General features: G+C 45.9%; 13 protein-coding genes. 4 read left to right on the top strand and 9 right to left on the bottom strand.

All coding sequences use genetic code 11. The features are described from left to right. Nucleotides 1-2: 2 nt before the first annotated feature. From QZ331_RS05390 to QZ331_RS05370, 5 genes are all read right to left on the bottom strand, one after another. Complete coding sequence (locus QZ331_RS05390; RefSeq protein ID WP_294628729.1) at nucleotides 3-662, bottom strand: pimeloyl-ACP methyl esterase BioG family protein; 660 nt, start codon at nucleotides 660-662, stop codon at nucleotides 3-5. After that, a complete protein-coding gene (locus QZ331_RS05385) occupies nucleotides 659-1813 on the bottom strand; it encodes an 8-amino-7-oxononanoate synthase (RefSeq protein WP_294628727.1) in 1155 nt (384 codons plus the stop codon). Before QZ331_RS05385 ends, QZ331_RS05390 begins: the two co-directional genes overlap by 4 nt. A gap of 16 nt (nucleotides 1814-1829) precedes the next feature. Beyond that, nucleotides 1830-4235, bottom strand: a complete 2406-nt coding sequence (gene bioA, locus QZ331_RS05380; RefSeq protein ID WP_294628725.1) for an adenosylmethionine--8-amino-7-oxononanoate transaminase — start codon at nucleotides 4233-4235, stop codon at nucleotides 1830-1832. 94 nt (nucleotides 4236-4329) lie between these two features. Then, complete coding sequence (locus tag QZ331_RS05375; RefSeq protein ID WP_294628723.1) at nucleotides 4330-5433, bottom strand: DUF4421 domain-containing protein; 1104 nt, start codon at nucleotides 5431-5433, stop codon at nucleotides 4330-4332. 16 nt (nucleotides 5434-5449) lie between these two features. Beyond that, the gene (locus tag QZ331_RS05370; RefSeq protein ID WP_294628721.1) at nucleotides 5450-6652 is read right to left on the bottom strand and encodes an MFS transporter; all 1203 of its coding nucleotides are present in this window, start codon (nucleotides 6650-6652) and stop codon (nucleotides 5450-5452) included. 219 nt (nucleotides 6653-6871) lie between these two features. Here QZ331_RS05370 and QZ331_RS05365 point away from each other — a divergent pair, with 219 nt between their 5' ends. From QZ331_RS05365 to uxuA, 4 genes are all read left to right on the top strand, one after another. Further along, on the top strand, nucleotides 6872-7159 hold the full coding sequence (locus QZ331_RS05365; protein ID WP_294628720.1) for a YtxH domain-containing protein: 288 nt from the start codon (nucleotides 6872-6874) through the stop codon (nucleotides 7157-7159). Nucleotides 7160-7388: 229 nt separating this feature from the next. Next, the gene (locus QZ331_RS05360) at nucleotides 7389-8459 is read left to right on the top strand and encodes a substrate-binding domain-containing protein (RefSeq protein WP_294628718.1); all 1071 of its coding nucleotides are present in this window, start codon (nucleotides 7389-7391) and stop codon (nucleotides 8457-8459) included. Nucleotides 8460-8481: 22 nt separating this feature from the next. Next, nucleotides 8482-9294 (top strand): SDR family oxidoreductase, encoded by an 813-nt coding sequence (locus QZ331_RS05355; RefSeq protein ID WP_294628716.1) that lies wholly within the window; start codon nucleotides 8482-8484, stop codon nucleotides 9292-9294. A gap of 47 nt (nucleotides 9295-9341) precedes the next feature. Beyond that, a complete protein-coding gene (gene uxuA / locus QZ331_RS05350; RefSeq protein ID WP_294628715.1) occupies nucleotides 9342-10511 on the top strand; it encodes a mannonate dehydratase in 1170 nt (389 codons plus the stop codon). A 99-nt stretch (nucleotides 10512-10610) separates the two neighbouring features. Here uxuA and QZ331_RS05345 read toward each other — a convergent pair whose 3' ends face one another. The 4 genes from QZ331_RS05345 to QZ331_RS05330 are packed head-to-tail and all read right to left on the bottom strand — an operon-like array spanning nucleotide 10611 to nucleotide 13569. Continuing rightward, nucleotides 10611-11114, bottom strand: a complete 504-nt coding sequence (locus tag QZ331_RS05345; protein ID WP_294628714.1) for a 3'-5' exonuclease — start codon at nucleotides 11112-11114, stop codon at nucleotides 10611-10613. Nucleotides 11115-11130: 16 nt separating this feature from the next. Then, complete coding sequence (locus QZ331_RS05340; RefSeq protein ID WP_294628712.1) at nucleotides 11131-12381, bottom strand: hypothetical protein; 1251 nt, start codon at nucleotides 12379-12381, stop codon at nucleotides 11131-11133. Further along, entirely contained in the window at nucleotides 12371-13156 is a 786-nt protein-coding gene (locus tag QZ331_RS05335; RefSeq protein WP_294628710.1) for a hypothetical protein, read from the bottom strand. Before QZ331_RS05335 ends, QZ331_RS05340 begins: the two co-directional genes overlap by 11 nt. A 53-nt stretch (nucleotides 13157-13209) precedes the next feature. Beyond that, nucleotides 13210-13569: a hypothetical protein gene (locus QZ331_RS05330; protein ID WP_294628708.1), complete on the bottom strand. Its 360-nt coding sequence runs from the start codon at nucleotides 13567-13569 to the stop codon at nucleotides 13210-13212. Nucleotides 13570-13702 lie beyond the last annotated feature (133 nt).

The raw sequence follows: 13702 nt of genomic DNA, 5'->3' as shown, positions 1-13702 counted from the left end.
AATTAGTCGGTTGGCATGATTACGTTAGCAAAAAGTGCTTGTTGATAATGGGCGGCTTCCGCATATTCGAGGGAGTCCGCTTTGTTTCTCCAGGCCAGCCATTGGTTGTCCGGCAGGAAGATGCGGTCGTGCTTTCCTATGATGGCTTTTTGCCAGGCAAAGTCTGAAGGAGGAGTCGATAAGTAGTGTTCTTGTATGGCGGCAAGTTCTTCTTTGAGTTCCTCGACAGGGCGTCGGGGAACTATTGACTGAAAAGCCTGGTAGTCGGCTGCTGAACCGCACATCCTTCTTTGGAACTTTTGCAGGGATTGTTCGTTCAACCCTTGCAAGGTTCCTGCGAAAATGGCGGGACTGATTCCTTTCGTTTCGTGTATGGGATAGGGAGTGCCATTGATGGCGATACTTTGCGAAACGGGTAGGGATGGGTGTTGTTTCATTATCTGAGAAGCTACCCATACTCCCATCGACCAGGCAATAAGAGTGATTTCGGAATATTCTTGCAGCGTGGTGGCATCGAATTCCAGCGAGCGGTAATCGTAACAGAGCATCCAATCCTTATCGGTCGGGTGAAGTTGCAGGAACGGAGTCTCATCCATTCCCCAGCCTGCGAAGAAAAGCAACAGATGTTTTTGGTTGTTTTTGATGATAAAATGCTGTTTCATCCGTTTATCAGTTTTATAAGTTGGTCGATTTCATGTTCGGTAATATCTGCCGTCAGCGAGAACCGGATGCGTGAAGTTCCCTCGGGAACCGTAGGCGGGCGTACCGGCAATGCGTAGAATCCTTTACGCTGCATTTCCTCTGCTTTGTATATCGTATCCTCGCTTGCTCCTACAATCATGGGGACAATGTGACTTACCGAAGGACAGTCATATCCTTTATCGGCAAGTACATTCTTCAGTTTGTTGCTGATGTGCAGCAAATGAGTTCTTTTTTGCCGGAGAGCGGAGAGATGTTTCAGTATCCACGAAGTCCATTGAATATTTATGGGCGGAAGGGCTGTTGTGAATATAAACGTGCGCATCTTGTTAATCAAGTATTCCCGGACAACCTGTCGGCACACAATGTAAGCGCCTGCCGAGGCTATTGCTTTTCCGAAGGTTCCTACTAAAAAGTCTATATCGTTGATACAGCCCTGTTCCTCCGCACATCCCAATCCTCTCTCTCCGCGTGTGCCGAAAGCATGGGCTTCGTCCACATAAAGAAGCACGTTGGAATGGCTTTTTTTTAATCGGACAAGCACGCGAAGGTCGGCTTCGTCTCCGTCCATACTGAAGATGCTTTCGGTGACAACAACGATTTGTTCATATGCGTGGTGATTTTCAGAAACCAGCCGTTGCAGTTGAGATAAGTCGTTGTGGCGATAGCGGATACATTTTGCCGATGACAGTCTGATTCCGTCTATCAGGCTGGCGTGTACCAATTTGTCTGCAAGAATCAATGTCCGGGCATTGCTGATGGCGGGAAGAATTCCCGTATTGGCATGATAACCGCTATTGAATATAAGCGCACCTTCTGTTCCGAACATAGCCGCCAACTGTTGCTCTAACTCCTGATAAACCGTAAAGTTGCCTGTAAGCAACCGGGAAGAGGAAGAGGTGGGCAGAAATGTTTCGGGAGTTACTGTTTTTAGGAATTCCTCGCGTAACGACAGGTCGTTAGCCAGTCCGAGATAATCGTTGGAAGAGAGGTTCAACATCCGTTGCCCGTTCAGAATAACATCCCGCCCATCGTGGATGAGGGGTGGGAGAGAGCGATAATTTTTCTTTTCCTTTAGGATAAGAAGTTCTTGACTTATATTATTTAGAATCATACATGACTATTTTAAATCAGATTGTTTTCAGTAATCCGGTTGTCAGTTTGCTTAGCTGCTCGGAGGTGATGATAAAGGGAGGCATCAGATAAACCAACTTTCCGAACGGGCGTACCCAGATACCTTCTTCCACAAACCGTTGTTGCATATACGCCATATTTACCGGTTGCTTCATTTCAATAACTCCGATGGCTCCTAACACACGTACATCGGCCACTTGCGGAAGTTCCCGTGTAGGCGCAAGCTCTTCTCTCAGTTGTGCTTCAATGCGTTTTACATTCTCCTGCCAGCCGGAATCCAACAACAGACGTACGGACGCGCAAGCCACCGCACAAGCGAGCGGATTTCCCATGAAAGTAGGCCCGTGCATGAAAGCTCCCGGCGCATGATTAGAGATAGTATCCGCCACTAAATTGCTGGCAAGCACGGCAGAAAGTGTCATGTATCCGCCGGTCAGTGCTTTGCCTATGCACATGATGTCCGGTTCCACTCCGGCGTGTTCCCATGCAAAGAGTTTCCCTGTCCGTCCGAATCCTGTGGCTATCTCGTCAAAGATTAAAAGAAGTCCGTGCTCCTTGCAGAGTTTCTCCGCTTCGCGAAGGTATTGCGGATGGTAAAACCACATACCGCCTGCCCCTTGAACAACCGGTTCGAGGATGAGCGCAGCCAATTCTTCCGAATGTTTTTCGATTGTTTTCCGCAACGGTTCTATGTCTTGCGGATTCCATTCGCCGTCGAAACGGGACGAAGGAGCCGGAACAAAATGACGGACAGGAAGTGCCGAACCGAATAGGCTGTGCATTCCCGTTACTGGGTCGCATACGGACATGGCGTTCCATGTATCGCCGTGATATCCCGAGCGGATGGTTACAAAATTATTCTTGTCCGGTTTTCCGGCGGCATACCAATATTGTACGGCCATCTTCAAGGCTACTTCTACGGCTACCGAACCGGAATCTGCATAGAATATTTTCTGCATGGATGGTGGAACCAACGGCAACAGCAACTTGCCCAACTCAATGGCTGGGTCGTGTGTCAGTCCGCCGAACATGACATGAGACATTTTATTCAGTTGGTCTTTAGCGGCCTGATTCAACACCGGATGATTGTATCCATGCACTGCGCACCACCAGGAAGACATTCCTTCAATAAGCGTCCGCCCGTCTTCGAGAGTGATGGTAGCTCCGTCCGCCCGTTTCACTTTATATACGGGTAGCGGGTCGGTAGTCGAAGTATAGGGATGCCACAGATGTTCACGGTCGAACTGGGAACTTGCAAAACGATATCCTTCTTCCCGAATCATTTGTTTGTCTTCCGACACTTTGGAACCGAGTGTTGTCAGCAAATCGCCTACGATGGCAGAATTAATACCGATATACAAAGCCTTGTGCATCGCTTCGGAAGAGAGTTGTGAGCGTCCGCCGGCAAAGCGTAGAAACGCTGTCGGATTGATGAAGCGGAATATCGAAATCGTCCTGAGAATCTCTTCTTCGCTCAAAGGCTTTTCGTTTTCCAACGGTGTTCCGGGTATCGGACTTAGCAGATTGATAGGAATGGATTGTACATTCAGCTCTTTCAGTGTAAAAGCGAATTCAATCCGTTGTTCCATTGTTTCACCCATCCCGATGATTCCACCGCAACAAATGTCCATTCCTACCCGGCGGGCAGTATGGAGAGTGGCAAGTTTCTGCTCCTGCGTATGTGTGGAGCAGAGTTTTGAAAAGTAAGAAGGAGCCGTTTCCAGATTACAGTGATAGCGGGTTACGCCGGCTTCGTGTAAAGAACGCAGTTCTTCTTCATTGAGCAAGCCTAACGAAGCACAAAGTTGGATTGACGAGTGACGGCGTATGTGGCGAACAGTATCACAAAGTTGGGTTATCTGTTTGGGAGAGGGTTTGCGTCCACTGGTGACGAGGGAAAAACGATTGACGTCTTGGGCTTCATTGTAGGTTGCCTGCCGCAGACATTCTTCGGCGGGAAGGAGGTCGTAAACCTCGGCTTGTGTCTTGTAGTGGGAAGACTGTGCGCACCATTTACAATTTTCCGGACATCTGCCGGACTTGGCGTTGATGATGGAACACATATCGAATTCGTGCGAAGCACGTGCGGCGGTAATCTCGTGTGCGGCGGCATAGAGCGCCTCGCTGTCGGCCGTATTGGCCAGCCAAGCGGCTTGGTCGGGCGATATATCAACGCCTGCCAGTGCTTGGTCTTTGATTTCTTGAAGTGTCATAAATGTATGATAAGGGATAATTTGTGCAGCATTCTGCTTGCGAAGGGCAACGTCCACCACATTCGTGTGCAGGTGACCGATTTGGAGTTCGCGTCCCATACTTGCAAAAGCAGCATAGTTCTTCCTTCCCCAATAGCGGAAACGGGAGAGAAGGGGACGTGTGGTCTGTATATGGCGTTGTTTCTTCATCAGGTTCTTGTTTTCTTAAGGTAAAGAACGCGGCAAATGTACAAAGATTCTTTGGATAAGCAAGCAGGACGGGCGATTTCTGATGTACGCATTTTTATTTCTTCTTCCTGTATTCTTTGCGTAGATGAAAGTTGAAACCTGCATATACCTGGAGGGTACCGAATCCGTTGTCAAGCGAGAAATTATTTCGGTGGTAGTTATAGTTTTTTCCGATAAAAGAGGAACCTACAAAGTATTTTCCGTTATTGTAGACAACGCCCGCACGGAGCAGGAAGTCAAGATTGAATTTACTATACCACTGTTTGCCTTCGTGGATTTCGGCATCTACTTCGGAAGCCTTAAAGGCAAGGGCGGGAGTGAGAGAGAGGCACGCCAGGCAATTGCGGGCAAACACCCAGTTGTAAGCATATCCGAAGCTGATGTTAGCGTTGGTATATTTGATTTTGTTTACTTTCATTCCGGGGTTCATCTTTCGCTGTATATATTCTGGCAGTTGCAGGTAGTCAAAGTCGAGTTTATGTTTGGAGATGGAGAATCCTGTAATAAAACTGCCCGTATTGCATCGTTGATTGGTCGATTGGCTGAAAGCTGCCGGATAAGAGAACCTACGGTTGTTGAATATATAGTATAGATTCAGCCCTTTGATATCTACTTCCAATCCGTTGAAGTTTTCGGAATAATCGGTCGGAATCTCGTCATAGAATCCTTTTATTTTATGAATCTTGTAATTATTTCCCGTACGGCGGTAAAAGAGGTCAACGCCCAATTTGGAACTGTAAAGGCTCAAGTCGAACTCCGTTCCTTTATTCTTCCGGTTGGTTTTGCGATAAATGTCATCCACATCGACAGACCAGCCCAAGAAAATCCATCTCCAGCCAAAGTAAACTCCTATCTTGTTATGTGGGTTGGGCGAGAAACTGAGTTTCTGCGGTTGAGGCAGTTCGCTGCTGACTGTGTAATATTCGAAGTTGCTGAAATGGGTAACCATCAGCGCATAGTTATATCGGTTGGGGCTGATATAAAGCGTATCGAAATCGTTGTTCAATAATTTTCCGATTGTCTTTTGAAAGAACCCCGAACGGGCGGGCGGGAGCGAATCGGCTTTTACCGTATGGTTCATAAGGCTGTCTCTTTTCTCGGCACGAACCTGTAAAGAGAGCGACAGCAGAAAGAAAAACAGAAGAATATGTTTGAACATAAGAACCATTTATATTTTATCCTTTCTGTTTCTTCAAATTAGGCAAAAAGAACGTGACCAGTCCTAACAACGGCATATAAGCACAAATGTTATAGACATACTCAATGCTGGTCTTGTCTGCTAAGTTGCCAAGTACAGCCGACGCAACACCGGCAACTCCGAAAGCAAATCCAAAGAAGAGTCCGGATATGAGTCCGAGTTTGGTAGGGAGCAGTTCTTGTGCATAAAGCAATATGGCAGGGAAGGCGGAAGAAAGCATCAGTCCTACACAGAAGCTGAGAATAATGGTCCATACCAGATTGGCGTGAGGCATCAGTAAACTGAATGGGGCGGTTCCTAAAATTGAAGCCCAGATGACATATTTCCGCCCAACGCGGTCGCCTACCGGTCCGCCCACCAATGTTCCGATAGCCGTAGCAACCAAGAATATAAACAAATATAGCTGTGATTCCTGTACCGTGACATTGAATTTATGAATCAAATAAAAGGTATAATAACTGGTCAGACTTGCCATATAAATATATTTCGAGAAAATCAATATCAATAATATCCCGATGGAAAGAACTGTTTTATTTATGGGCAGTGGGAGATGAACCGGCTTTTTGATAGTGGAGGTCTGCGCTTTCAACCGGTTGAGATAAGACTTGTACCATTTGCATATCGGATACATGACGGCAATGGCTGCCAGTGCGACCAACGCAAATATAATAAGGTGCTGTCTTCCATAAGGTGCCACTAACAGAGCTACCAACAGAGGGCCTAATGAACCTCCGAAATTGCCTCCTACCTGAAAGAGTGACTGTGCCAACCCGCGTTTGCCGCCCGAAGCAAGGAATGTGATGCGTGAGGCTTCCGGATGCAGTACGGAAGAACCGATTCCGATTAAGAAGACAGACAATAATATCCAATAAAGATTGTCGGAAAAAGCCAAGTTTATCAGTCCTATCATGGTAAAACTCATTCCGATGGGCAGTGACCATGCGACGGGATATTTGTCGAAAATAATTCCTGTAATCGGTTGAAACACCGAAGCTGAGAGTTGATATACCAATGTTATCAGTCCGATTTGAGCGAAACTAAGTCCTAAGTCATCTTTAAATATCGGATAAGCTGCCGAAACTACCGACTGTAAAAGGTCGTTGAGACAATGTGAAAGACTCAATGCAATTAAAATAGAGAATGTGATTTTACTTACGGGTTGTTCTTGATTCTGTACCATAATACCTGTTCTTTTACGATTTTTCTGAAAAAAATGCCTGCAAAGGTACGTAAACTTCTGCTTTTCTCTAACACATAAGGATTGCAAATTGTAGTTAATTCGCTTTCGCTACGTTGAACCATTTGCCATATCGTCTGTTTTTAATGAACAAGAAGGCTGATAAGAGCTTTATTTGAAATATGATATAATTTATTTTTTAATCTAAAACTGAACTTAATTATGGGATGTAAAAATGGAAATTTCTGGATCGGACTTGGAGTAGGTTCTGTCCTAGGTGCTGTTGCTTATCGTTTTTCACGTACCGCAAAAGCCAAACAACTGGAAAGTAAAATCAGTGATGCTATCCACCGCATCGGTAGTAGTGCGGAGACGGCTGCTGCTTGTGCAAAGGAAAAAGTAAAGGATGTTGGACAGAAAGCGGTAGAAACCGGAGCCGAAATTGCTGATAAAGTGGCAACTGAAGCTGATAAGATGGCTGGAAAAGCAAAAGAAAAGTGGGAAAAATAGTTTCCATGAGAATTGGTAATCAGTTATATGTAATTGATTACCAATTTCTTTGTTTTTTATCCTTTTTCTTATGTTTAACAACATATGTGTATTTCCCCTGATTCTGTATAAGCTATTATAAATTAATGCAATAAGCTGTTTTGTACTTCTATGTGTGTGCGCACACACTATTGCCTAATTCAATAATTCATTCTACTTTTGCCTCCGAAAAACAAGATGCTTATTAAGGATGGACAAAGAGTTCTCAAATATTCGTATTGTAGATATTGCTAAAATGGCGGGTGTTTCTGTCGGTACGGTGGATAGAGTCATTCATAATCGTGGACGGGTATCCGAAGAAAACAGGAAAAAGGTGCAGGCCATTTTAGAGATGGTTCATTATCAACCTAATCTTATGGCACGTTCATTGGCGTCCAAGAAACAATATCGTTTGGTTGCAATCATTCCTTCTTTTGTTCAGGGAGAGTATTGGGAAGCCATTTCGGAAGGCATCGATAAGGCTGCTTCCGAGATGGAGTCTTATAACATAACTGTCACGAAACTCTTTTTTGACCAGTATAACAACAAAACGTTTGATGATATCGTCCGCAATCTGCTGGACGCTAAAGTAGACGGTGTATTGATTGCCACCTTGTTTACCGACTCTGTTATTCGGCTTTCGCAGGAACTTGACCGATTTGAGATACCCTATGTTTATGTCGATTCCAACATTGAAGGACAGCACCAGCTTGCCTATTTCGGTACGGAGTCTTATGACGCCGGAGTGATTGCCGCCCGATTGTTGGCAGACCGGATTTCTTCCGCTTCCGATATGCTCATGGCACGAATTGTCCATAGCGGAAAGAATGACTCCAACCAGGGAAGAAACCGAAGGGAAGGATTTTGTCGTTACCTGAAAGAAATAGGATTCACCGGAGAGTTGCATGAAGTGGAATTGAAAATCAATGATTCGGTATATAATTTCTCCAAACTCGACGAACTCTTTGCGACGAAACCAAATATCGAAGGTGCTGTTATTTTTAACTCTACCTGCTATATTTTGGGGAATTACCTCAAGGCAAGAGCCATACAGACGGTAAAACTGGTCGGTTACGACCTTATCGGGAGAAATACGCAGTTGCTTTCGGAAGGAGTGATTACCGCATTGGTTGCGCAGCGTCCCGAATGGCAGGGATATGAAGGAGTTAAATCCTTATGCAACCATCTGCTGTTCAAGCAACATTCTGAAAAGGTGAATCTCATGCCGATAGATATTCTTCTGAAGGAGAATCTGAAATATTATCTGAACAATAAACTGTAAACATATAATTTTTTTAAAGACCATGAATGAATTATTTAACGTAAAGGACAAAGTTGTCGTAATCACCGGTGGAGCCGGAATCTTAGGTAAAGGAATTGCTGCATATCTTGCCAAAGAAGGTGCAAAAGTAGTTGTGCTCGACAGAAGCGAAGAGGCGGGAAAAGCATTGGTAGAAAGCATCAAGGCCGAAGGAAACGAAGCGATGTTCCTTTACACCGATGTAATGGACAAAGAAGTCCTGGAGGGCAACAAGGCAGAAATAATGAGGGCTTACGGCCGCATTGATGTATTGCTGAACGCTGCCGGTGGTAATATGGCAGGTGCGACAATCGCGCCGGATAAGACTTTCTTCGATTTGCAGATTGACGCTTTCAAGAAGGTGGTAGACCTCAACCTGTTTGGTACAGTATTGCCTACGATGGTATTTGCCGAAGTCATGGTAGAACAGAAGAAAGGCTCTATTGTAAACTTCTGCTCTGAATCGGCACTCCGTCCGCTCACCCGTGTGGTAGGTTACGGTGCGGCAAAAGCAGCTATTGCTAACTTCACTAAATATATGGCCGGCGAACTGGCTCTGAAATTCGGCAACGGCCTGCGTGTAAATGCCATCGCTCCGGGCTTCTTCCTGACCGAACAAAACCGTACGCTGCTGACCAATCCTGACGGTTCTCTGACTGACCGTTCAAAGACAATCCTCGCCCATACTCCGTTCAATCGTTTCGGCGAACCGGAAGACCTTTATGGAACCATCCATTATCTGATTAGTGATGCTTCTAATTTCGTGACAGGTACGGTAGCCGTTATTGACGGTGGTTTCGACGCATTCTCCATTTAATACTCAACTCTTATTTTTTAATTCTCAATTTTTAATTTAACAATACTATGTATTTATGTGAACAAACCTGGCGCTGGTATGGTCCTAACGATCCGGTGAGTTTGTGGGATATTAAGCAGGCTGGTGCTACCGGTATAGTAAACGCGCTTCATCACATTCCGAATGGGGAAGTGTGGACAGTGGAAGAAATCATGAAGCGCAAGCAAATGATTGAAGAAGTAGGTCTGACATGGTCTGTTGTGGAAAGTGTACCTGTACACGAACACATCAGGACACAGACAGGTGACTTTATGAAATACATCGAAAACTACAAGGAAAGCATCCGTAACCTCGCAAAATGCGGCGTAATGGTAGTAACCTACAACTTTATGCCTGTATTGGACTGGACACGTACCGACCTTGCCTATACCATGCCCGACGGCTCCAAAGCCCTCCGCTTTGAAAAAGCTGCCTTTGTGGCTTTCGACCTATTCATCTTGAAACGTCCGAATGCGGAAAAAGACTATACTCCGGAAGAAATTGCCAAAGCGAAAGCTCGTTTTGAGCAGATGAACGAAGACGACAAGCAGCTTTTGGTACGCAATATGATTGCTGGGCTTCCGGGTTCTGAAGAAAGTTTCACCGTAGAGCAATTCCAGGAAGCACTCGACCGTTACAATGACATCGACGCCGAAAAACTTCGTGCCAACTTGATATTCTTTTTGAAGGAGATAGCTCCCGTTGCCGATGAAGTAGGAGTGAAGTTGGTGATTCATCCAGACGATCCTCCTTATACAATCTTGGGTCTGCCGCGTATCTTAAGTACGGAAGAGGATTTCAGAAAACTGATAGAAGCCGTGCCTAACGAATCCAACGGTCTTTGCCTGTGCACAGGTTCCTTCGGTGTACGTGCCGATAATGACCTTGCCGGCATGATGGAACGCTTTGGAGACCGTGTGAACTTTGTTCATCTGCGTAGTACACAGCGTGACGAAGAGGGTAACTTCTACGAAGCTAATCACTTGGAAGGAAATGTGGATATGTATGGCGTGATGAAGGCTCTTATTCTGCTGCAACAACGTCGTAAATGCTCTATCGCCATGCGTCCCGACCACGGACATCAGATGATTGATGACTTGAAGAAAAAGACAAATCCGGGATATTCCTGCTTAGGACGCCTTCGCGGATTGGCAGAACTTCGTGGTTTGGAGATGGGTATTGCCAAGTCTATTCTTTAATATAAATTGGTATTCTGTAATAAAAGCACTACGCTATTCCCGATTGGAGTGATAGCTGTAGTGCTTTTTCTATGGGTGTTTTTGTCTCTTTTCCGTTTCCTATGGTTCGGGAATGATGAGCAATGCGATTTCGGTGCACGCCTCTGCATCGGATAGTGCGTGGTGATGGTTGGTCAGGTCGTATCCACATCGTTCTGCTACTGTGTGCAACTGATGATTCGGCAGTTCTTTTCCAAATACTTTTCTCGAAGCACGGCAAGTACAATAGAACTTATAACCGGGATAAGTCATCCCATACAATTCGTGAACAGCACGGAGACACCCCTCGTCAAAAGAACTGTTGTGCGCCACGAGTGGCAAACCTTCTATCAATGGCTTGATTTCCGCCCATACATAGGGGAAATCTTCGGCTTCTACTGTGTCGTTGTAGGTCAGTCCGTGAATGGCTGTTGTCCATTGCGTGTAATAGTTGGGGGCGGGGCGGATAAGACGGTAGATTTTATTCACAATCTTACCGTCTCTTACAATGACGACACCGACACTGCATACACTGGTACGCTTGCCGTTGGCTGTTTCAAAGTCGATTGCTGCAAAGTCTCTCATGAATCCTATTATCTTTTTACTGTATAAAACCTTGCTGCTTCAAGTATTGCAGATTCTCTTTCGCTGTTTCCGAACCCAACTCGGCGGCGGCTTCCAAATTCTCCCGTCCCAGTTCGATATCCTGCTCTGTTCCCAGTCCGTAGGCATAGGCGACTCCCAGGGCGTTGAGTACCATTGCATTGATAGGGTCCCACAATTCGTCTGTCTGGTCTTCTACCACTTCAAGATAGGAAAACGCTATATCATAGTCTTGCACAACCCCCAATCCGTCCTGATAACAAATGGCGAGATAGGCTGCCGATCTGAGTTCGCAATTGCCATTGGGATTTTCGTAAGCCTGTTGAAACCAGTAAGCCGCTTTGGCATAATCCTGCTCCACACTGCCCCAGCCGTCGAAATAATAGTAGCCTACCTGCCATTGGGCGCTTGCTTCTCCTCCGATGGCGGCTATTTCATAGAAACGGAAAGCCATATCGACGTCCTGTTCCACGCCAGAACCCTGGTCGTAGCAACATCCGGCATTGAAGGTGGCCTGTATGTCTCCTCTGTGAGCTGCGCGGATGTAATAACTCAAGGCTCCTTGTTTATCGTTCTTCTCGGTATCGAGATAGATTCCGTAGGAACAGCATACGATTGGCGAGATTTCGGCAAGTTGGATGAAATAGGATTCGTAAAGTTCCGGATTTTCCGGAGATAAGCCCGATTTCCAGATGTTGCGGTAGTTTCCCCAGCCGGCAGTGATGCGTCCTCTGAAACTCTGTTCGTAGTATTTTCTTGCGATGGGGTAGGCAAACTTGTTGTATGCTTCCACATTTTTGAATTGCTGGGCAAGTTCGGGTTCTACCATCAGGTAGTCGCCCCAATAGTAGACGTTGCCTATCAGGTATTGGCAGAAAGCATTGCCGCGTTCGGCCTGTGCCAATACCTCTTCATACGCTTCCTTGAACGAGGCGAAAGGCATTCCGCGTTCCACCGAAGGGGTGAAATTGCCGCTACGCACGGCACACAACACTCCCGTGGCACTACCCATAAGTGCACTTCTCTGCATTAGCAGCGAAGCATTGTCGTCGTCAGTAGCGAAACCGCCTCCGCTCCACACATATTCTTCGCCCATATGGCAACGAGCAATGAAACAGAGGGCGTCGGCATCGCCTTTCTGTCCGGCTTGAAGCAGCATCTCATACCCTCGGCGCATCTCTTCCTTATCGAAACTTGTCCAAATTAAATCGACGGCCTTAACGACCGGCAGACTGTATTTACCTTTCATGATTATCGAGAAATCTAAAAACTAATTTTTGAAAATAATCGTTTACATCAAATTGTGTCCATGTGGACGAAAGTTCGGGATATTTCCGGTTGAGGGCAATATCCCAAAGCCAGTTGTACAAGGATTTGAAATCGGTGACGACAGCGCGGCATCCTGTTGCTACAGGCTCTTCTGCCCACTTTACCCATTCCACCTTGTAGGCAAGCGGCTCGCTGTCGTCGCAACGGTGGATTTCCATATATCCGCCATTCTCTCCTGTATGGTTGAGGTATAGCCATTTCGATTTACCGTCCCTGATATTTTCGAGTGCTGCCATGACATCTGTAAAATCGAAGAACCGGAAATCTTCTCCGTCAACGGTCAGATGGGTTTCGGGCTTTTTCGGAACAGTTGTCAGTTCTTCGCATTCCCAGTTCTGTATGTCGGGCACTTGGGATGAATGGAAGAAGTCGCACAGCCGGTCGACCGCCGTTTCAGGGCTGCACTCCGGATGCAACACACGCAAGATGCACCCCTTGATGTCGATATGGACAGCAAACAGGGAATCATCGTTGTAGGACATGGCAAACACATAGGCGGAAGACCCTATCGCCACCGGCACGCATTTCTCCAGTCCGACTAAGGAATGGGAGTTTACTTCATAGACAGCTTGAAATATCCGTTCGTCAGTGACGTTGGAGGTTCGTTCTTTGCCGTTCTCAGTAACGAGTACGAATTGTTCCTTTCGGGAGGCTCTGTACGGATGAATCCCTCCGGGATGCTTGTCGTTGTTCATTGGTATATTCTGAATGTTCTATAATCGCTTGTTGTTTTAAGGTTTCTGCAAAGTTATTGCTTCCGTCCGATATCTCCAAGATATTTGCTTACGAACATCGCCGTCCAGCCTAATACAAGATAGATTGCCGCATAGATAATGAACCACACCTCTTTGATATCGAAGAACAACCACGTTCCGGACAGGAACATCACCGCAGAAATCAACGGAAGATTCCACATCCGCTTGATATCGCTTCCGCAATGGCTCCCCAATAGGAGCGAATACATCGGATTGAGGATTAAGAACAATAGCATACACAACGCCATACCGCTACATTCCGAAGCCAGGCGGGCTACTGCAAAAGGTAAGACGAACATTACTGCCGCCGTGGCACATAGCCAATGAATGTATTTCTTCTTTTGATGTTCCATAAGGTTGTTTTCTTTGAGTGAAAATATCTTCTACTCGCAAAACTACGAAAAAATATCAACTTCTGCCGATATCCCCCTCTAAAACTAATATATCAACTATCTTCACAGACAGTTGATATATTTCACATACAAA

Source organism: uncultured Bacteroides sp., assembly GCF_910586915.1.
Classification (GTDB): Bacteria; Bacteroidota; Bacteroidia; order Bacteroidales; family Bacteroidaceae; genus Bacteroides.
The sequence above is the reverse complement of the archived record's forward strand: the minus strand, read 5'-3'. Positions and strand labels throughout refer to the sequence as shown.